Source organism: Candidatus Bathyarchaeota archaeon (genome assembly GCA_018396705.1).
Taxonomy (GTDB): Archaea; Thermoproteota; Bathyarchaeia; order Bathyarchaeales; family Bathycorpusculaceae; genus DRVP01.
In genome coordinates this window covers 228,246-249,582 of the sequence record JAGTQZ010000004.1, presented here as the reverse complement: position 1 = coordinate 249,582, position 21,337 = coordinate 228,246, and the positions used below count along the sequence as shown (strand labels likewise).

Genomic DNA, 21,337 nt, shown 5'->3' with positions numbered 1-21,337 from the left:
AGGTTTTGCGACGTTCCTAGGCAAACTGCAGTGGACCTAGTTTCTCCACTCTTTCAGTCATAGCTTTGGCTGCTTCAGCGAATTTGTCGCCCTCGACGAAGACCAAATTGAACATTTCAAGTCTTTCAGGTTCTATACCATAGGCTTGGAGCAGCATCTTCGCCATTTCCACTTTTTGTTTGGCCTTTTGGCTTCCAACCTCATAGTGGCATCCATCAGGCTTACAGCCAACCACCATAACGCCTTGGGCCCCAGCCTTGAAAGCTTCAAGTATGTGATGGACTTGGATTATGCCTGTGCATGGAACCCGCAGCACCCTAACGTTAGCTGGGTAACTCATCATAGCCATTCCAGAAGAATCCACAGCTGCATGGCCACATTCGGAACAGCTGAAGGCCAACACAAGCGGCTTTGAAGTGCCATTAACGGCTAACAGCGCTCTTATCTGGGCGGATATTTGGCTTGGCTTGAGGTGGCGAAGCTCTATGGCGCCAACTGGGCATGTGCCAACACATACACCGCAGCCCTCGCAGAGAAGCTCTGAAACCTTCGCAGCGAAGTGCCCTTCTCCCTTAGGCTCTAAGGTTATGGCGCCGTATGGGCATGTTACCGGACAGAATTGGCAGTTTCCACAATAGTCTTGATTAACAACTGCCACCCTCAAATCTTTAACAATTTTGCCGTTCATAAGAAACTTAGCAGCCTTCACAGCCGCCGAGTGGGCATGGAGTGAAGCCGTCGGCACGTCTTTCGGGAAGACCGAGCCTCCGCAGATGAAGATCCCTCTCCGCTTTGTTTCTGTGGGCCTAAGCTTGGCATTGTACTCCTTAAAGAAGCCGTCTTGGTCAAGCTCGATGCCTAAGATTTGAGCCAGCTCTTTCGCATCTTCGGATGGAACCATGGCCGTGGCTAAAACCACTAGGTCGGCTTCAAGTTCCAAAAGCCTTCGTAAAAGTTCGTCTTCTACCTCAACAATTAACGTGTTTGTGGCTGGATCATGAATTATTTCAGAAGGCCTCCCCTTGACAAATTTGACGCCCATTTCCCTGGCTTTTTCATAATAGTATTCGTGTTCCCGGCCTGTCGCACGGATGTCTATGTAGCATATGGTTAAATCTGTGTCTGGAAAAGCCTCTTTAATCATGGTGGCATGCTTCAATGAAATCATGCAGCAGATGCTCGAACAGTATGGATTCCAGCGGCGATCTCTTGAGCCAACGCACTGCACGAACACTACGCGTTTAGCTGGTTTTCCATCTGAAGGCCTAACGGGTACGCCGCCAGTTGGACCGAAGGCATCTAACATTCTCGCCAATTCTAGATGGGTTACCACGTCTGGGTATTCGCCATAATGATATTCTTTGATGACGCTTGGATCGTATTCACGGAAACCTGTGGCCACAATGATGCTGCCGACGTTAAGCGTCAAGTGTTCGGGTTTCTTGTCGAGGTTTATGGCTTTCGTTGGACAAACTTCAACGCATTTGGCGCACGCGTGGAATTTGCATGCTTTAGCGTCTATAACGTAGACCGGTGGGTATACAAGCGGTTTGTTTATGTAGATGGCTTTACGCTTCGAAAGTCTAGCGTTATACTCGTCTGGCGATTCAACCGGGCAGACGCTTGTGCAGAGGTCACACGCCACGCATTTCTTTTCATCCACGTAGCGAGGCCTACGTTCAACAGTCACCTTAAAGTTGCCCGGACCGCCCTCGACTTTCACGACTTTAGCGTTTGTTAAAATGTTTAGATTTGGGATTTCCGACAAGCCTGAACGGTAAACACACTTTCTTGAAGTTTGAGTCACAGCGGTAAGGCTTGCCGGAGACTGGATGCATATGGCGCAATCGTCTGTTGGGAAGAAACGCACGGCTTTGGCTGCTAAACCACCCAAAAATGGCTCTTTCTCAACAAGGTAAACTTGGAACCCCATTTCAGCCAAGTCTTCAGCTGCCTGCATTCCAGCGACTCCACCGCCTATTACAAGGACGGATTTTACGGATGGAAACTCAGCCTTATCTATCGGCTCCATCAGCTTAGCTTTTTCAATAGCTGCCAGAATCATTGCCTTAGCCTTCTCCGTAGCCTCTTTAGGCATGTCTCTGTGCGGCCATGCACAATGGTCTTTAATGTCTACAACCTCCACTAGGTGTGAGTTGAGTCCAGCTCTTTCAACGGCTTTTGAAATGGCTACCTCGCTTATTTTTGGAACAGTTTCCGCAACGACCACTCGGTTTATCTTCTTAGTTTTAACAGCGTCCACTATCGTTTGGAGGCCTTGACCTCTCCAGAACTCGCTCCCTCTAGCGACTAATGCAACCCCTGGGACGCTCTTCACAAAATTTGTCAGAGCCTCGAAGTCTAGGATTTTGGGAATTTGCCCACCACAGTCAGATAGAAAGACTCCAACTTTGGCTTCTTCCATAATTTTCACCTTCTTTTTTCTCCCTCCACTTTTACCTTTTGATTGTTCGGACGAGCTTTTTATCGCTACCATAAATCTCCACCTCCAAGGGCATTTGACCCAAGGCGAAGTGCGTTGCACATGCAAAACATGGATCATAAGCCCTAAAGGCCATCTCAATCATGTTTAATATGCCGTCTGTAACCTTGCCTCTCTTAATTAGGCCTTTAGCTGCGTCTCTAATTGACATGCATATGCCCGGCACGTTATGCGTAGTAGCCACGATCAAGTTGACTTTCTTGGCCAAAGCTTTCTCGTCTAACTGGTAATGGTGGATAAGCGTTCCGCGAGCAGCTTCAACTATGCCTACGCCTTCTCCAGGTTTGTCTGGTTTGTTGCGGACGTTTTTGCTTGTTATCTCCGGATCCGTTACCAACTCCAAAGCGCGTTCAGCAGCGTATAACAACTCAATTAATCTAGCCCAGTGGTAAGCCAATGTGTTATGGACCGGTTTTCCGCCTAAAGTAGCATACATTCGTTCATATTCTGCTTGGGCTAGGGGTGTTGCCATGCCGTCTGCAGCATTGAGTCTTCCAAGGGGGCCGACACGGTAGATGCCACTTTCAGGTCCGTCCACAAAGCCTTTCCATCCAACCTTCTTAAGGTATGGAAGCTTCACATAAGTCCATGGCTCCACACGTTCCTCTATAACGTCCAAGTATTCTTTAGGCGTGAATTTGACGAATTCCCGTCCGTTTGGATCTACCACACGTACCTTCCCATCGTAGAAGTTTACCTTGTTGTTTTTATCCACTAAACCCATATAGTAGGTTTTAAGCGTGTACGCTTCACTCTTAATTAAGTCCACGTAAGCTTTGTTTTTCAGCACTATGTCGTCAAAAAGTTTCAGTGAGAATTTGGCAAAATCAAGGAAACTTCGCACCATACGCTCAATTTCTCGACGCTCTTCTTCGGATATTGGTCTTGCAAAACCACCTGGAATACATGCACTTACCGGATGAGTTGCCTTTCCACCCAAGATTTCGGTTATCTTTTGACCATAAGCTCTATGCTTTATTACCTCCTTGCCAATTTCCAAGCCAGCCTTTTCAATAACGCCTATAACGTTACGCTTTTCTGGCGGTGCGTCCGGTCCTACAACAAAGTCTGGTCCGCCCAGATAGTAGAAATGTAATGTGTGGTCATAGAGGTAATAGCCACAGTACATGAGTTCGCGTAGTTTTTTAGCTGGTTCTGGTGGCTCCACGTTAAAAGCTGCGTCTAGGGCTTTGGCGCTTGCCATGTGATGGGCGACTGGACATACACCGCATATGCGGGGTGTTATTATGGGCAAGTCCTCGGCTCTGCGGCCTTCACAGAACTTTTCGAAGCCTCTGAGCTCTGGAACTTGGAAGTAAGCTTCGTCCACTTCACCTTCTTCATTTAGGAATATGGTTATTTTTCCGTGGCCTTCAAGCCTCGTTATTGGATTTATAACTATTTCCTTCATGGACGCATCACCCTCCTCCGCAAGATTGAGTTAGCCAAAGAATACTTGTAGAAAGTTCCAACGGGATCAACAACTTGTTCAATTACCTTGGGGTCTGTGGCTATAGAGGCGAAAGCGCTTATCATGGCTGCGCCTTGATCTGTTACACGAGGCGCTGGTCCACCACACCCGGTGCACGGTATATTCGCCTTCAAACATTGAGCACCGCATCCACCGCGGGTGGCGGGTCCCATACATATTACGCCCTGCTCCAAGAGGCATGTTTTGAAATCGTCTTCTATTTCATAGATCCGCTTTACTTGAGTGATTTTGCGGTCCTTCTTTTCTCTCGGGCACTCATCACAGATAGACTTGTTAAATAGTAGGTTTGCGCCTTTTGGCGGGAGTTTTCCGCTTAAAATGGCTTCTAAAGCATCGATAATTCTCGGGACTGGGGGTGGACAGCCAGAAATAAAGTAGTCCACGTCCACGGTTTGCGCCAATGTTTTTACGGTGTCATAGAACTCGGGAAGTTCAAGCTCGCCTTGCAGCGCTTTAAAGCTGGTTTGAGGCGTTATACGCTCCGGGTTTTTTGTTGAAGGTGTTTCAAAGTAGGCTCTCTCAAAGATTTTCTCGCGGTTCCAAAGGTTACCCAAGCCGACAACGCTTCCGTCGCAGGCGCAAGAGCCGAAAGCCACAAGCACTTTTGACTTCTTCCTCAGAAGTTTCGCCATGTATTCTTGTTCGCTGTTTCGAATGGCACCGTTGAAGAAGCACACGTCTATGCTCTTATCAGGCATGGCTTCGACATCTTTATATTTTATATCCATAGCAACAGGCCAGAACACGATGTCCGCCTTGGCTATGACATCTAATATCTTCTCGTTAATGTCTAAAACAGCGATTTCACAACCGCCACAGCTAGCTGCCCAGTAGAAGGCAAACTTTAACTTTTGAGGTTTCCCCATGCTCGCTCACCATTTGTCGCACTCTAATGAAGCTACATTATTACAGTTTCTATAATTTAAATTTAGCTTATTCAAGTAAATAGAAATAATATCTTCATTAAGCTTAATTCATTCTCGTTAATTTAGAAAACGTTGCAAAGATGAAATTTCAATTCTTGCACTCAGTGTCCTTTCGAGAAAATTGAACATTACAAACTAATGGGTAATAGACTTCGACTAATTCAAAAAGAAAACGCAGAGAGTTCTGTTCTAGGAAATTTGGCAAGCATCAAAAAGTGACATTACCTCTTACTCATTAAGTACTCATGGATAGCCCTCGCGGCTCTTTTTCCGGCTCCCATGGCGCTTATGACTGTGGCTTCGCCGGTGACTATATCGCCGCCAGCGTAGACGCCTTCAAGACTTGTTTTACCGTTCTCGTCAGCCATGATTGTACCCCATTTGGTCACAGCTAAACCCTCTGTTGTACGTTGAATTATTGGATTTGGTGTTCTTCCAATAGCAATTATAACGGTGTCCACGTCCATCAAAAATTCTGAGTCCTTAACCGGCACTGGGCGTCGTCTTCCAGACTCATCAGGCGGTCCAAGCTCCATACGTATACATTCCATCTGTTTAACCCAGCCCTTCTCGTCTCCAATGAATCTGGTTGGATTTGTCAAAAGCTTGAAGATAACTCCTTCTTCCTCAGCGTTTTCAATTTCTTCTTTGCGGGCTGGCATTTCATCTCTAGAGCGGCGGTAGACTATGTAAACTTGTTCTGCACCGAGGCGTAGAGCCGAGCGGGCAGCATCCATAGCAACGTTTCCGCCACCAATAACCGCAACATGTCTTCCAACCCTTATCGGCGTGTCATATTCCGGAAACGCATAAGACTTCATTAAGTTAACTCTGATAAGAAACTCGTTAGCTGAGTAAATTCCTCCAAGGTTTTCGCCAGGCACGCCCAAGAACTGAGGCAAACCAGCACCTGTTCCGATAAATACTGCGTCAAAACCTTCCTCTTTAAGCAATTCCGGAATGGTATAGGTTCTGCCAATGAGATAACCAAGCTTAAGCTCCACACCAAGCTTCTTAATATAGTCAACCTCTGCCTGTACAATGCTTTTTGGTAAACGAAACTCGGGGATGCCGTAAACAAGCACACCGCCGGGAAGATGCAATGCCTCAAAAATCACCACTTCATGCCCAAGCTTTGCTAAGTCAGCTGCAGCAGTTAAACCGGCAGGTCCAGCACCAATGACAGCAACCCTCTTGCCAGTTGGTGGAGCCCTCTCCGGAATTGTGAACCCTTTAGCTCTCTCCCAGTCCGCCAAAAATCTCTCAAGCCTTCCAATACTAACAGAGTCGCCAACTTTTCCAAGAACACACATTTTCTGGCATTGTTCCTCCTGGGGGCAAACCCGACCGCAGATGGCGGGTAGGCTGTTTTTCTCCTTAATCTTCCTTATGCCCTCCTCATATTTGCCCTCCCTTAGTAGTTTGATGAATGCTGGAATGTCAACTTCCACAGGGCAGCCCTTAACACATTGGGGTTTTGGGCACTGCAGGCAGCGGTCTGCCTCTTCAAGGGCTTGCTCCTCCGTGTAGCCCAAAGCCACTTCGTTAAAGTTGTGCCTTCGCACCTCAGGTGGCTGTTTAGGCATTGGAACAGCCTTTTTCTTAACTTTAGGTTTAGATTCAGCTTGCGCCACAACCGCAACCTCCAAGCTCCCACAAAAGAGCGCTTAAACGCTCCTCCGGGAGAAACATGCGTTGACGCTTGATTAACTCCTCAAAATCTACAAGGTGCCCGTCAAACTCTGGGCCGTCCACACATCCAAACTTCATTTGTCCGCCGACACTTACACGGCAGACCCCGCACATTCCCATGCCATCAACCATGATTGGCATAAGCGCCACAATGGTTGGAATCTTGTATGGCTTTGTTAGCCCGCATACCGTTTGAAGCATTGCAACCGGACCCATGGCGATACAGCGATCAAACTTTTCAGAAGCTAAAACATCCTTTAGGAAGCTTAAACCCTTGTAGCCCTCGGAACCATCATCTGTCGCCACATAAAACCTGTGACTTAAAGCTTTCATCTCCTCTTTAAAGAATAAAAGCTCCTTTATACGGGCACCCATAACCGTTACAACCGTGTTTCCAGCCTCCCGCAAAGCTTTGACTTGCAAAAGCATCGGTGCAATCATTACGCCGCCAGCCACGCATAAAACCTTCCCAAAGTTTCTAATCTCCGATGGGTTTCCAAGAGGCCCAGTGATATTCCATATGCATTCGCCCTTTTTCATCATTCCAAGCTGCCTTGTTGTTTTGCCAACTTCGTTGAAAACAAATGTTATAGTTCCCTTTTTAACATCGTAGCCGGCGATGGTTAAAGGCACTCTTTCGCCCTTTTCACCTGTAATTATGATTATAAATTGTCCTGGACGGGACTTTTCAGCAATGTCTGGGGCATAAACCTCAAAAAGCTTAATTTTTGGAGCGAGCTCTTCGACTTTAACAATCTCATACATTTTCATGCTTTATGCCTCCTTTTTCAAGGGCTTAATAGGCGGCAAAGCTGAAATTTTCAGCATGAACTCATCAAGTTTTTTCTCGAAACTGCCAAAATTTCTTGGAGAAGCTTCAAAAAGTTCAAAACGTTCCAGCAACCCAGCTTTTCTTAAAAAGTTCCTTAAAACTGACATATTTCTTTCAGCAGTATCCCGCCCCTCGTGAAGCTTGCAGTCCTCCGCAGAGCATACAACGGCAATAACTCCGTCAAAACCGTTCATTAAAGCATTGACAATATGCACTGGATCGAGAGCTTTAAAACATGGTATCTCAAGCGTAACGGCGTTTCGCTTAAACAATACAGTCTCTGGGTTATCAAGGGCTGAAAACTCTGACCATTGACAGCAGAAAACAAGAATTACCGGAGATTTGCCCTCGGCTTTAAGCTTATCTGCAGAATCGCAATAACGTTTCAAAACGTTTTCAAATTCAAAGCCCTTGAGCTGAATGGCGTGATGTGGACAAACCAAGGCGCAAGCGCCACATCCCATACAGTGGTCATAAAGGATTTTCGGCGTTGCAAAGTGTTCTGCTTCTATGGCGGAGTAAGGACATATGAAAACACATTTGTCACAGCCAACACACTTCAATGTATCATAAACCACTTTCCGTGAATACTTGACAACTCTAATGGTGTCTTTGTCAAAACCCAATTCCTCTAGAACTTTTCTGCCCAAAAACATGCGTCTAGTGTTGATTTTTGTGCCTTCCTTGAAGCGGCAAAACGAATCTTCACACTGTATTGAAACAACATTTTTAATGCCTAGACCCAAAACTTTGAAAATAAACTCTGTTGGAACCCTACCGGAACATGGCAGGCGCAATGAGATATAATTCTTTAAGCTTAAGCCTTGCTCAATTAAAATTTCCTCAACTTCGCGTGTTGATGGAGAGTTCCCGCGACACATTAGCACAAGGGACTCAGTACCGACTTTTTCTTTCATTTCTTCAATATATTTCACCAAACTGTTATAGTCGTAGTACAGGATTTCTATGGCGAATACTGGACAAGCACTATAACATATCCCACAAACTTGGCACTTTCGTAAGTCTATTTCCACCTTACCGGTTTCCATATCACGCGTGATAGCCTCATAGGGGCAGACTGAATAGCAAATTGAACAGCGACTACAATAGTCTTGATTTATGTTAACAACGATGGTTCGTTCACCATTCATTTAACATTTCTCCGAACGCTTTACCCTTTTAAGCGCCCACCAGCGCTAGAAGTTTTGAAAGATAACGTTATAGGAATATAATATTTTTGGAGCAAAATTAACGCATTTATTATTGCCCATAATAGTATGGCCGCTTAACATAGCCATAAGCTTCTAAAGCCGCGGTTATTCCCTGCCCCACAGCCGTTCCGACCTGTTTCACCGGATGGTTTGTAACGTCACCAGCAGCATAAACGCCCGGAATGTTTGTTCTTTGGCGAACATCAACAATTATGTAGCCGTGCTCGTCTACATTCACGCCTGCGTCTTTGGCGATCTTGCTGTTTGGAACCTCGCCAACTTGAATGAAAATTCCGTCAACAGATAGTTCTCGGGTTTCTCCGGTTTTATTGTTGAATAAAACAACTTTTTCAACAGTCTTCGAGCCTTTAATTTCCTTTACTTCAGTATTCCATAAGACTTGGACGTTGCTTTTTTCCAACAAAGCTTTTACACGGGCTTCTTCAGCGCGGAAAGCTTCTCGTCTATGAACAATTCTAACTTCCGAGGCGAGTTCCGCTAGATAAAGAGCTGTAGCTACAGCTGAGTTTCCACCACCAACAACCAGTACACGCCTACCCTTAAATAGGGGTCCGTCACAGATTCCACAGTAGCTCACACCTCTTCCTCTAAACTCACTCTCACCGAGAACACCTAACTCACTGTAACTTGAACCAGAAGCGATAATTACCGCTTTAGCTCTATAGACGCTTTTGTCCGTTTTGACTGTTTTCTCCCCACTTTGCAGGTCTAGAGCTACAACTCTTTCAAATTCATGGATAACTGCGCCTAACTTTCTACATTGACCCACAATTTTCTGCGCTAATTCCGCTCCGCTTATTTTTTCAAAACCCGGATAATTTTCAATAATTGGAGCGTCTCCAACGGTTCCACCAGCAATTTTCTCCTCGATTATTAGGGCCTTAAGTCCGCTCCGGACAGCGTATATCCCCGCAGTTAAGCCAGCTGGTCCAGCACCTATAATTATCAGATCCCATGTCTCCAAGCTCCTCACCCCCCTTCAGCCATCTTCGTAATAATATCGTCTATTTCTATTTCAAAGCATTCTTGACACATACCAGCAAATGTCTCGTACTTCTCTCTTGAAATTTGCCGTCCACGGAGTAGGCAATAATAAACTCTTTCGTCTTCCTCCTCGTAAAAATCATCCATTTGCAAATGCCTCAAAAACGGTGTAGAAGGGGTTGTTTTATAAAGCTAGTGCTAGCAGTTCAGCCACATCTAAAACTTGGATTTTTCCTTCGTTTCCAGTGGTTTTGACGGCGTCTTCCATTGTTAACATGCAGAAGGGGCAAGCTACGGCTAAAACGTCAGCTCCAACTTCGATGGCTTCCTTTACTCGAATTTCAGCTAAGCGTGGTCCTGGAATATCAACCCACATTCTGCCTCCGCCGCCTTCACAGCATATGCTTCTGCTTCTTGAACGGTCAAACTCCAAGAGAGTGACGCCTTTTATGCTTTCGATAATCTTGCGTGGCTCGTCATAGATGTTGTTTTGTTTGCCAAGATAGCATGGATCATGATAGATAACCTTCTTATTCAATTCTTTTGGTGGAGTTAGTCTTCCAGCTTCAATGAGTTCTGCCAAAAGTTGAGTATGATGTTGAGGTTCGAAATTTGTTTGATTATATCGGTTCTTAAAGGCGTGAAAACCGTGAGGACAACTAGTAACCAGTTGTTTAACGCCATATTTGTTAAATATTTTCATGTTCTCTTCAACTAGGAAGTCGAAGAGTCCCTTCTCGCCCATACCGTAGACCTCGCTTCCACAACAGTTTTCCTCTTCGCCTAAAATTCCAAAGTTCAGTTTAGCCGCCTCAAAGCATTTTACAAGGCTTTTTGCAACATTTTGCACTCGTGGGTCATATGCTGGCGTGCAACCTACATAGTATAGAATTTCCACTCCTTGGGAGAAATGTTTAACATTTAGTCCTTGGCTCCATTCTAAGCGTTTACTGCGGATTCTACCCCAAGGGTTCCCATTTTTGAAAATGCTTTCAAGGGCGTCTCTGATCGTTGGGGCTATTTGTCCTTCCTCGACAGCCATGCTTCTAATGTCTATTAAAAACTCGTAAGGATTCAAGTCTTTGGGACAACGCACACCACAGGTGGAGCATGTTGTACAACTCCACAACTCATTTGGCGGATGGATGGATAATCTGCCAAGAGCAGAAACCTCCCGCATATACCGCCTAATGTTGAGGTTTGCCTTTTTAGCAACCGGACAGCTTCCAGTGCACGTGCCACATTGAATGCATTCCAAAAGCTTGTGTTTTTGAACAAGTTCTTGAAGGTTCATTTTACATCACTTTTGATGAAGGATAGGCGCAAGGTTTTAAAAGCATTTCGAGTTTTATAAAGGCTAAAATTCATGCAAACTGGGGATATCCACAAATGACAAATGGGGAAGTGTCTAAAAAACCTCGAATAGGCATTTTTGTGTGTGAGTGCGGTGGTAACATTGGAGATGTTGTGGATGTTAAGGCTGTTGTTGACGCTGTTAAAAACTGGGAAAACGTGGTTGTAGCCAAATATCATAAGTATCTGTGCTCAAAACCAGCGCAGGAAATGATTGCAGAGGCTATTAAAAAGGAGAATCTTGACAGGGTTGTGGTGGCTTCTTGTACGCCTAGGATGCATCTTGCCACGTTCCAAAGCGTTTTAGAAAGGTCTGGGCTGAATCCCTATATGCTTGAATTTGTAAACATAAGAGAACAAGACTCATGGGTTCACGGGCCAAAGCTGAATCCTGAAGCAACTAAGAAGGCTGTAAGCCTTATAAGGGGTGGATATGAACGCAGCTTAGAACTTGAACCTCTCCAAGTGATTAGTGAAAAGGGTTCGCGGGAGATACTTATTGTTGGCGGCGGCATAGCCGGTATTATGGCTGCTCTACAGCTTGGATACTTGGGCTATAAAGTTCATCTCGTGGAACGTAAGCCTAGCATAGGCGGGAACATGGCGAAACTCACGAAGGTTTTCCCCACTCTGGACTGCGCCCAGTGTATTTTGACACCTAGAATGGCTGAGGTTGGCAGAAACCCAAACGTTAACTTGTTGACGTATGCTGAAGTACAAGACGTTAGCGGGAGGCCGGGCAATTATCTTGTGCAAGTTTTCATGAAGCCTCGTGGCGTGGATGTTGAAAAGTGTCGAAGCTGCGGTGTCTGCGCTAAAGTCTGCCCGGTGACTGTTCCAGACGAGTTTAATGAAGGTTTGTCTCAACGGAAAGCCGCTTATATAGAGTTTCCACAGGCAGTCCCATCCGCATACGTCATTGACTTTAATGCGTGTACAAAATGTGGAAAATGTGAAAAACTCTGTCCAGCGAAGGCCATAAACCTGAATGACACCGGCAAAATTGTTGAATTAAACGTTGGCGCCATAATTTTGGCCACAGGCTACAGGCTTTACGATGCGCGAAAACTGGAAAACTTTGGCTACGGCATATACAAAGACGTTATTACGATGATGGACTTGGAAAGGCTGACATCTGCCACCGGACCAACTGGCGGCTATGTTAAACGGGCAGACGGAAGCGATGTCCGCAAAATCGCCATAGTACTTTGCGCGGGGTCAAGGGACAAAAACCACATTCCATACTGTAGTCGAATATGTTGCATGTACGCTTTAAAGCAGGCTTTTGTGCTTAAGAAAATGCTTGGAGTAGACGTTACGGTTTATTACACGGATATTAGGGCTACTGGAAAGGGTTATGAAGATTTGTACTGGCGAGATCAAGAAGCAGGTGTAGTCTTCATTCGAGGTAAAGTGGCAGAGGTCTGGAAAAACAACAATGGTAAACTCGTCGTGCAAGCCGAAGACACCTTGACTGGCGAAGTTCGCGAGGATGAATATGACATGGTAGCATTGGCAACACCCATGGTTCCACCGGACGGCTTAAAGGAGTTAGCTGAAAAAATGAAGGTTTCTCTAGGCGAGGACGGTTTCATAACTGAAAAGCATCCAAAACTGGACCCGGTGGACTCGCTTGTTACTGGAATATTTGCGTGTGGCTGTGCCTTAAGCCCCAAAGACGTACGGGACACTGTTTCAGATGCTTTGGGCGCAGCGGCGAGAGCAGCTTTATTCCTCAAAAGCGAGTATGTAACCACAAGTCCCGAGAAAGCCTTTGTCATAGTGGATCTTTGTAACGGTTGCGGTGAATGTGTAAAAATCTGTCCCGTTACTGCCATAGCAATGCAGGAAGGTAAAGCCAAAATCGATCCGTTCCAGTGCACGGGCTGTGGTGCATGCATACCCATATGCCCGCGGGAAGCCATAGACTTCAAAAACTCAACGTCAAAGCAGATAATTGCCACTATTAGAGGCATATTAGCAGATAAAGCACCGCAAGAAATTCGAATTGTAGCCTTTGTCGATAAGAATGTGGGATATACAGGTATGGACTTCCTGGGGCTTGATCGAGCTAACTATCCGGAAAACATTCGTATAGTGGCTGTTCCAACCACAGCGATCCTTGGAAAGAAACATATCTTAACAGCCTTTGCTCATGGAGCGGACGGAGTGCTGGTCATCGAGGGAAGCGAGGAAGTAGATGAGAAGTTCACTAAGAAACGCATGATAGATATGAGCAAGGAACTAGCAGCCTTTGGAATAGAAACCATGCGCTTAAGATACAGCTACGTGCCACTGCCAGTCTACAAAAAGGCTGCAGAACTATTCACTATGTTCACTGATAGAATTAAAAAGTTTGGACCGCTGGCTGAAGAGAAACGCAAAAACGTAAAGGAAAAACTGCAAATTTAGCTCCTTTTTCTTTTTTAAGTCCATATATTTTTGGGTTTGAAACCAGCCAGCTGGTTTAGTTCCCTTTGGCTTTGGCGCCATTTAGCAAAAGAGTAAAGGCTTAATGAGGGGACAGCAATATTTAAGGAGCGGTGCGAAAATGGGGGGTCGTGTTCTCACCCTCTGAAAACAAAACCTTTAATATCCACCGGAATAGCTCAGAAGATTTTATGGAGTTTTTAAAGAAAATCGAGGAAAAATGGCAGAAACGTTGGGAAGAAGCAAAGATTTTCGAGGCAAACCCTGACCCATTAAGGCCCAAGTTTTACATAACGGTGGCCTACCCGTATCCGAATTCTCCACAGCATATAGGCCATGCTAGAACTTATACGCTGGCAGACGCGTATGCCAGGTATATGCGCATGAAAGGCTATAATGTTCTTTTACCGATGGCGTTTCATTACACGGGAACGCCTGTCTTGGCGATGGCGAAGCGTCTAGCTGAAAACGATCAGGAGTTGATAAACGATTTTGTTAATATTTACAAGGTTCCGAAAGAAAAGCTGAAGGAGTTAACGGATCCCCTTAGCATGGCGCGCTATTTCCATGAAGAAATTAAGGAGGGCATGAAGCGGATAGGCTATTCCATAGACTGGAGACGGGAATTCACAACTGTAGACCCTCAATATAACCGTTTTATAGAGTGGCAGTTCCGCAAACTCCATGAAAAGGGATATATAAAACGTGGAAGCCATCCGGTAGGCTGGTGTCCAAAAGACGGAAACCCGGTTGGGCAACATGACACCAAAGGTGATGTGGAACCTGAAATAGGTGAATTCACCCTAATAAAGTTCAAGTGTGACGAATGGATCCTTCCAACGGCAACTCTGCGCCCCGAAACAGTTTTTGGTGTGACGAACATATGGATCAACCCGAAAGCAGTATACGTGAAAGCCATAATTGACGATGAAAAATGGATAATAAGCCGGGAATGCGCTGAAAAACTAACATACCAGAACCGCCAAGTAAAGGTTCTTGAAAGTTTATTCGGAAAAGAGTTTGTGGGCAAAAAAGTCAAAAATCCAGCTACTGAAGATGAAGTCTATATTCTGCCCGCGGATTTCGTTGACCCCAAAAATGCAACAGGTGTGGTAATGTCTGTACCTGGACATGCACCCTACGATTATGTAGCCTTAGAGAACATCAAAAAAGAACCGCAACGGCTCGAAGAATATGGATTAGCAGCAGACGCAATAAAGTCCATAGAGGCTGTTTCGATAATTGAAGTTCCCAAATACTCCGAAGTTCCAGCAGCGGATGTTGTAAAACGGATGGGTATAAAAGAGCAGACAGATCCCAAACTTGAAGAAGCTACAAGAGAAGTTTATAGACACGAATTTCACAACGGTAGAATGAAAGCCAACACTGGAAGATACGCCGGTTTACCTGTGTCAGAGGCTAAAGAAAGAGTGAAACAGGACTTGATAGCTAATGCGAAGGCCACAATCATGTACGAGCTTCTGAATAGGCCGGTGCTATGTCGATGTGGAACAGAATGTATTGTGAAAATTTTTGAAAACCAATGGTTCATCGACTATGGCAATCCAGAATGGAAAGCCTTGGCTCACAAATGCTTAGAAAAAATGAAGGTTTACCCGGAGGAACTGCGTGCTGAATATAAATATGTGATAGACTGGCTCCGCGAAAAGGCTTGTGCCCGAAAATCCGGTTTAGGCACAAAGCTTCCATGGGATCCAGAGTGGATCATTGAATCATTATCGGATTCAACGATTTACATGGCTTATTACACTATTGCCCGGCACATAAGAGAGCATAACATCCAGCCAAGCCAGCTTACAGACGATGTTTTTGATTATGTTTTCTTGGGCGTCGGAAACGTCGAGAAAATAGCAGAGAAAACCGGCATAAGCACAGTGGTCCTTGAAGGCATGCGGCGAGAGTTTCTGTATTTCTATCCGCTTGACAGCAGACACTCAGCTCACGAGTTAATTCCAAACCATTTAACTTTCATGATATTCAACCATACAGCCATATTTCCAAGAGAACTTTGGCCTAAGCAAATAGTGACAAATGGTGTTGTCACAATGGAAGGCGCGAAGATGAGTAAGTCATTTGGCAACATAATACCCTTAAGAGAAGGCCTCGCTAGTTATGGAGCGGACCCGATAAGGTTAAGCGTGTTAGCCACTGCCGAGCTACTTCAAGATGCAGACTTCAGTCAAGCCGTAGCAAGGGCCATGCGTGAAAAACTGGAACGCCTTTACAAACTTGTTGTGCAAACGGTCCAATTAGCCAAGAACACCGAGGAAGAAAGCGTCAATGGAGACTTAACGATGGCTGATAGGTGGATGCTAAGCCGTCTTCAAGAACATATAGAAAAGGCAACAGAGGCTATGGAAAAACTAGAAGTACGTAAGGCGATTCAAACGATTCTTTTTGAATTAGACCAAGACTTACAATGGTATCAGAGACGCACAAAAATTGGAGGGAAAACGAAGGTAAGCATTATTAACACAGCATTGAAAGTTCAAGCGCTGATGCTGACACCGTTCGCTCCACACATAGGCGAAGAGTTATGGGAGATCATGGGTGGAAAGGGGTTTGCATCTCTGGCGCCATGGCCTAAACCGGACAAGACAAAAGTGGATACAAAAGCAGAGGAAAGCGAAGCCTTGATAATGAGACTTTTAGAAGATATACGCAACATATTAAAGGCAACGAAAGTAACGCCGAAAAAAGTGTTCTGTTATACAGCGGCTCCATGGAAATGGAAAATATACCTAAGGGCTCTGGAAAAATCCATGGAAGGGAAGATCACTCTAAACACTTTAATAAAGGAGTTGTTAAATGACCCAGACCTTAAAGATAAAGTCAAAGAGATGGCAGATTTCGCCAATAAAATATTGGTTGAAGTTAATCAGATGTCTCAAGAAAGAAAACAAAGGCTAATGGCAGTTGGACAGATAAATGAAGCCCAAGTTTTGAAAGAAGCAGAGGAATTCCTTCGAAGCGAGATAAACGCAGAAATATCCATTTTTGAGGAAAACGCTGTTGAACGATATGATCCTCAAAATAAGGCTCGTTTGGCTAAACCGCTGAGGCCGGCAATCTATATAGAATGATTAGGCGCAGCGCGAGCTATGCTTTACAGAGCTTACCAGTACGTTCAAGCAAAACGGCTTAACTGCTCGATTGGCGCCTTCTCGCATTTTGTTTTTCACGTCTCAAAATTTATTAGGTAAAGCTATATTCAGCTTTTTTCAGAAAGGTGTTTGATAATAAAAAGGGTCCGTGGCGCAGCTTGGACTATCAGGCGCGATGCGTTTAATCCAAAAAGCGCGTCGGCCTTCTAAGCCGGAGATCCCGGGTTCAAATCCCGGCGGACCCGCCATCCAAATTTTCTCTTCTTAAAGTTTAAAGGAAAGCCGACAACTAAAATTGTTTGAAGGGAAAATGTATGAGAATCACGTTTTGGCTGCTGGATGTAAATTATGAAGTCAGAGGCCACGAGCCTGAGATTTGGCTTTGGGGAATCGACAACGCTGGAGACAGGGTTTTAGTTATTGATAGAAACTTTCTTATGTATTTTTACGCTGTCGTCGAGGACGGTTTTGACCCCGCTAAGCTTGCTGCGGAGATTATGTCAAGGAAGGTGGAGTATCCATTTATTGTTAGAGTTGAAGCTGCCGAAAAGCGGTTTTTCGGCAAGTCTGTCAAGGCTTTAAAGATTTATTGCCAGGATCCGGACTTGGTGGCGAAATATGCTAGGGCTTTGCGGAAGTTGGACGGTGTAAAGGATTGCTTTGAGGATGATATTCGGTATTCCATGCGCTACTTAATTGATAACGGGGTTGTTCCTTGCGGCTGGCATGAAGTTGAAGTTAATGAGGATGTTGAAAAGCGGAACGTCAAAGTTGACCGTGTTTATGTGGCTAAGTCTCCTCCAAGGTTTGTGGAAAAAACGGACATACCAAACTTTAGGATTTTAGGTTTTTCGATAATATGTTATAGTAGAGAGGGGACGCCGAAGCCTGAGAGAAACCCTGTAGTAATAATTTCAACGGTGACCAATAATGGCGAAGAAAGACAGTTTTTGGCTGGAGAAGGAAAAAATGACAAACCTGTCTTAGAGGCTTTTATGAAGTATGTACGCAGTTTCGACCCTGACATTATTGTTGGTTTCGGTGTTAACCGACAGGATTGGGCTTATTTGAACGAACGATGTAGGCAACTTGAAATACGTCTGTCCATTGACAGGGTTGGAACAGAGCCGCATACAAGTGTTTACGGACATGTTTCGATTACCGGACGGGCTAATGTGGACCTTTTTGATTTTGCCGACGAGTTTCCAGATGTTAAAGTTAAAACTTTGGAAAATCTGGCGGATTATCTGGGCGTTATGAAGCTTGAAGATCGCGTCTTAATTGAGGATGTAGATTTTGCCGAGTACTGGGATGATAAGGGTAAACGTGAAATTCTAAAACGATTTTCCATGGAGAACGCACGCTGTATCATGGGAGTAGCTAACGCTATTCTGGACTTTGCCATGCAACTTTCAAGCCTTGTAGGCTTACCCCTAGACCATATTGGAACGGCGGCTGTTGGCTTTCGTGTAGAATGGTTCTTGATAAAACATGCCTATAAGATTGGGGAGCTTGTTCCCAAAAGAGTTGAACAACCCTATAGACCGTATGCTGGCGCCATTGTGCTTAGTCCAAAGCCTGGACTGCATGAGAACATTGCTGTTTTAGACTTCGCGTCCATGTATCCAAATCTTATGATAGCTTACAACCTTTCCCCAGACACTTACGTAGCTCCGAAAGAGCAGACGCCATCCTGCGGAGTTTATGAAGCTCCTGAAGTTAAGCATAAATTTAGGAAAGAGCCTCCTGGATTTTATAAGGAAGTATTATCCCATCTTATATCCATAAGAAATGAAATTCGCACCAAAATGAAGTGCTGTCTGCCGGACAGTGTTGAGTACCGTGTTTTGGATGCTAGACAGAAAGCTGTTAAAGTTATAACAAATGCTTCTTATGGCTATGCTGGTTGGATTGGCGCCAGATGGTACATGAAACCCGTTGCAGAGGCAGCCACCGCATTTGGCAGGCAGACAATTCAAACGGCTATTAAAATGGCTGAAGAGGAGGGATTAACGGTTGTTTACGGCGACACAGACAGCATATTCATAAAGTATGAACAGGAAAAAGCAAAGAGGCTTGTGGAGAAAATTTACGAAAGGCTCGGCTTAGAAATCAAACCAGACAAAATCTACAAGCGCATATTCTTCACAGAGGCAAAAAAGCGCTATGCTGGGCTTCTTCCAGATGGCCGGTTAGACATTGTTGGTTTGGAGGTTATAAGGGGCGATTGGGCTGCCGTTGCCAAGAAAGTTCAAGAAAAGGTTTTAGAGGTTATTTTGAAGGAACAGTCGCCCAAGAAGGCTGCGCGGGTTGCCCGACAGTTTATTCAAGAGCTTAGACAGAAGCGTGTTCCATACCGAGACCTAATAATATGGAAAACCTTAACCAAGCCTATTGGGGAATATGAGGTAAGAGCACCTCACGTGGCGGCTGCGAAGATGTTAATAGAGAAAGGTTGGGAGCTCGCCATGGGTGACAAAGTCGGCTATGTCGTGGTCGCTGGAACTGGACGGCTTTATGAGCGGGTTAAGCCATACATGTTCGCCAGCTACGACGAAGTGGACGTGGAATATTATGTAACTAACCAAGTTGTACCAGCTGCCGCTAGAGTTCTTGAGTGCTTTGGCATAACAGAGGAAGATTTATTGAAAGCTAAGGCAAGCGAAGAAGAGGAGGGAGAAAGAAAGCTTACAGACTTTTTTGGAGGCTAATCTTCTATAATTTCTGAGAATGTAGTCAACTGCACGTTTAACGGCGGTTTTACGGCCTCTGAAATGCGGGAGGCTATTATGGTTTTTATGTTTTTCTCACCGGCTATATCTACTATTCGCTGGGTTATTATGCCGTCAAAGACAACGGTGTCCACACCACTGACATGTTGAAGTTTTTCAGCTAATTGACTTACTGGTAACCGCTCTATCGGCTCCAGTTTCTCGTTTAAGAGGACAGCTTCCAAAGTGCCTTCCAAACTTTTTGCCAACTGAACTATTTCCCTTGGAACCTCTATTCGGCGTTTTTCTCTTCTGGACGGTTTGAAAAGCTCTTCTACGGGAACCTTTGCAGCAAGGGCTTCGAAAATTTCTTTGCAATTAAGCTCTTCAACCTCTTTTCCTCTGGGCGCACGTGCAACATATTTTACATCAGTTACTTGCAACAGTTCTTTGAGAATCAAATCTCCGCCTCGATCGCCATCAAGGAAAGCTGTCGCCTCTTTTTCCCGGCATAGCTTTTTTATGGTTTCGGGAACTTTGGCGCCTTCAAGAGCTATTACATTGTGGATTCCACATCGCATTAGATTGATAACGTCAGCTCTGCCTTCAACAATAATTATTTCTTTTGCACTGCCCACCTCTGGACCGGCCGAAAGCTCTTCCGGCCCGTATTTTTCCACTTTTGCCACTTTCAAAGTTTCAGCTAACTCTTTAAAGATTTCATCCACGGTCGGCATTGATTCAATAGTCCACTGGTGAAGAATCTCCTTAGCCCTGTCAATTATGGCTTTTCGTCTGGCTTCACGTACATCCTCAATTTTTTCAAGCGTCACCTTTGCGGAGCATGGGCCCACCCGGTTTATGCTTTCTATGCTTGCCGCCAAAAGAGCGGTTGAAACGCGATCTAAACTCGTTGGAATGATTATCGTGCCTGTCGTCCGGTCATTTTTGGACTGAAGTTCAATTTCTATTCTACCGATACGTCCAGACTTTTGAAGTTCCCTTAGGTCTAATTCTGGTCCGAATAGGCCTTCTGTCTGGCCGAAAACTGCACCTATAACGTCTGGTTTTTCAACTACCCCTTCAATTTCGAATTTTGCACGGATTACATACTTTACGGTGAGGGTTTGTGATGATCCCGTAAGCGTCACCTCCTTTACATCCAGTTTTTATTGTATTAGGTTAGTTTGATTGTGTGATGAGAGAACCGTACTCTCAACGCTCAGAATACTAAAACGCTGTCGATATATATTACCTTTATGAAATTAGTTTTATTACCGAAACCCATTCTGGCTTGGGTTTAGGCTTTGTATTATGGATGCAGCGGCGAAGTTATCTCTCGCTGAGTTTGATTAAGCAGCGTGTCAGTTTGGTTCAGTATGAAGCTTTCTATTTTTCTTATCCTGTCTGTGTAGGGTAGGTTAGAAGTTTGCAGAGTTTGCTCGAAAATTGAAATTGCATATTCCACCACCACACATGCAAGCACGGTGGCTGATACTACTAACAGTAAGGTGGCTACTGTAGCTTGCATGCCAGCTTTCTCCTTTCTCACTAAAAACTGGCGTTGGTTTGCACTCATATAGGTTATTCCAATTCTGTATCTATTTTGTTTCCTGAATTGTGGGCAAGATCTTTTTAAGGAATGCCGGCTTTGCCTTTTAATGTTCTCATGTAGGTGGCTAAGCCTTCAACATCCTTGACTTCTCTGCCCGTCAAACTTAAAAGTTTAAGCCAATAATGGACGTTTACTTTTACGCCAGTTTTTTCTATGTGGTTTTTCAATTGTTCTGTTAGTCGTTTGCCTTCTCTGTCGAAATCTAACATCAGCAGGATTTCATCAGCGTTCAAGTTTTCGATTTCCGAAACTACATTCATGAGGGTTTTTAGGCCTCTCTTAGCGAATATTATTTTGCCGCCTATTCCTAAGATTTTTAGAGCTTCAGCATCCTTTTTCCCTTCTACGAGGATGGGTTTCCCGTTTTTGTTTTCTTCTGCCAACTGCTCTAGAATTTGTTGGATTTGTTCAGCTTTATCTCTTAGATGAGTGGACAAGACTT

General features: G+C 44.8%; 15 protein-coding genes and 1 tRNA gene. 4 read left to right on the top strand and 12 right to left on the bottom strand.

Features of this window, described 5'->3' with window-relative positions; translation table 11 throughout:
- Nucleotides 1–16 precede the first annotated feature (16 nt).
- The 9 genes from KEJ24_05070 to KEJ24_05030 form a co-directional block, all read right to left on the bottom strand.
- Nucleotides 17–2,425, bottom strand: coding sequence for a hydrogenase iron-sulfur subunit (locus tag KEJ24_05070; protein ID MBS7647186.1), 2,409 nt, complete (start codon nucleotides 2,423–2,425; stop codon nucleotides 17–19).
- A gap of 31 nt (nucleotides 2,426–2,456) precedes the next feature.
- Entirely contained in the window at nucleotides 2,457–3,914 is a 1,458-nt protein-coding gene (locus KEJ24_05065; protein MBS7647185.1) for a Ni/Fe hydrogenase subunit alpha, read from the bottom strand.
- Nucleotides 3,911–4,861, bottom strand: a complete 951-nt coding sequence (locus KEJ24_05060; protein MBS7647184.1) for an oxidoreductase — start codon at nucleotides 4,859–4,861, stop codon at nucleotides 3,911–3,913. The genes KEJ24_05065 and KEJ24_05060 overlap by 4 nt, the downstream gene beginning before the upstream one ends.
- Before the next feature lie 281 nt (nucleotides 4,862–5,142).
- Nucleotides 5,143–6,507, bottom strand: a complete 1,365-nt coding sequence (gene gltA, locus KEJ24_05055) for an NADPH-dependent glutamate synthase (protein ID MBS7647183.1) — start codon at nucleotides 6,505–6,507, stop codon at nucleotides 5,143–5,145.
- 34 nt (nucleotides 6,508–6,541) lie between these two features.
- Nucleotides 6,542–7,378: a sulfide/dihydroorotate dehydrogenase-like FAD/NAD-binding protein gene (locus KEJ24_05050; protein ID MBS7647182.1), complete on the bottom strand. Its 837-nt coding sequence runs from the start codon at nucleotides 7,376–7,378 to the stop codon at nucleotides 6,542–6,544.
- A gap of 9 nt (nucleotides 7,379–7,387) precedes the next feature.
- Nucleotides 7,388–8,596, bottom strand: a complete 1,209-nt coding sequence (locus KEJ24_05045) for a hydrogenase iron-sulfur subunit (GenBank protein MBS7647181.1) — start codon at nucleotides 8,594–8,596, stop codon at nucleotides 7,388–7,390.
- 109 nt (nucleotides 8,597–8,705) lie between these two features.
- Complete coding sequence (gene trxB / locus KEJ24_05040) at nucleotides 8,706–9,641, bottom strand: thioredoxin-disulfide reductase (protein MBS7647180.1); 936 nt, start codon at nucleotides 9,639–9,641, stop codon at nucleotides 8,706–8,708.
- Between the two features lie 5 nt (nucleotides 9,642–9,646).
- The gene (locus tag KEJ24_05035) at nucleotides 9,647–9,808 is read right to left on the bottom strand and encodes a hypothetical protein (protein ID MBS7647179.1); all 162 of its coding nucleotides are present in this window, start codon (nucleotides 9,806–9,808) and stop codon (nucleotides 9,647–9,649) included.
- A 37-nt stretch (nucleotides 9,809–9,845) separates the two neighbouring features.
- Nucleotides 9,846–10,955: a (Fe-S)-binding protein gene (locus KEJ24_05030; GenBank protein ID MBS7647178.1), complete on the bottom strand. Its 1,110-nt coding sequence runs from the start codon at nucleotides 10,953–10,955 to the stop codon at nucleotides 9,846–9,848.
- Between the two features lie 95 nt (nucleotides 10,956–11,050).
- On the opposite strand from KEJ24_05030, the gene KEJ24_05025 reads away from it, so the two are divergent.
- From KEJ24_05025 to KEJ24_05010, 4 genes are all read left to right on the top strand, one after another.
- Nucleotides 11,051–13,426 (top strand): hydrogenase iron-sulfur subunit, encoded by a 2,376-nt coding sequence (locus KEJ24_05025; protein ID MBS7647177.1) that lies wholly within the window; start codon nucleotides 11,051–11,053, stop codon nucleotides 13,424–13,426.
- Between the two features lie 209 nt (nucleotides 13,427–13,635).
- Complete coding sequence (gene leuS / locus KEJ24_05020) at nucleotides 13,636–16,548, top strand: leucine--tRNA ligase (GenBank protein MBS7647176.1); 2,913 nt, start codon at nucleotides 13,636–13,638, stop codon at nucleotides 16,546–16,548.
- Nucleotides 16,549–16,711: 163 nt separating this feature from the next.
- A tRNA-Arg gene (locus KEJ24_05015) sits at nucleotides 16,712–16,817 on the top strand.
- A 66-nt stretch (nucleotides 16,818–16,883) separates the two neighbouring features.
- The gene (locus KEJ24_05010; GenBank protein MBS7647175.1) at nucleotides 16,884–19,280 is read left to right on the top strand and encodes a DNA polymerase II; all 2,397 of its coding nucleotides are present in this window, start codon (nucleotides 16,884–16,886) and stop codon (nucleotides 19,278–19,280) included.
- Here KEJ24_05010 and KEJ24_05005 read toward each other — a convergent pair.
- The 3 genes from KEJ24_05005 to KEJ24_04995 all read right to left on the bottom strand — a co-directional run bounded on the left by KEJ24_05005 (nucleotide 19,277) and on the right by KEJ24_04995 (nucleotide 21,332).
- Complete coding sequence (locus KEJ24_05005; protein ID MBS7647174.1) at nucleotides 19,277–20,431, bottom strand: DNA primase; 1,155 nt, start codon at nucleotides 20,429–20,431, stop codon at nucleotides 19,277–19,279. The two genes, KEJ24_05010 and KEJ24_05005, sit on opposite strands and share 4 nt — an antisense overlap.
- A gap of 161 nt (nucleotides 20,432–20,592) precedes the next feature.
- Nucleotides 20,593–20,811: a hypothetical protein gene (locus tag KEJ24_05000; GenBank protein ID MBS7647173.1), complete on the bottom strand. Its 219-nt coding sequence runs from the start codon at nucleotides 20,809–20,811 to the stop codon at nucleotides 20,593–20,595.
- Between the two features lie 104 nt (nucleotides 20,812–20,915).
- A complete protein-coding gene (locus KEJ24_04995; GenBank protein MBS7647172.1) occupies nucleotides 20,916–21,332 on the bottom strand; it encodes a toprim domain-containing protein in 417 nt (138 codons plus the stop codon).
- Between the last annotated feature and the right edge of the window lie 5 nt (nucleotides 21,333–21,337).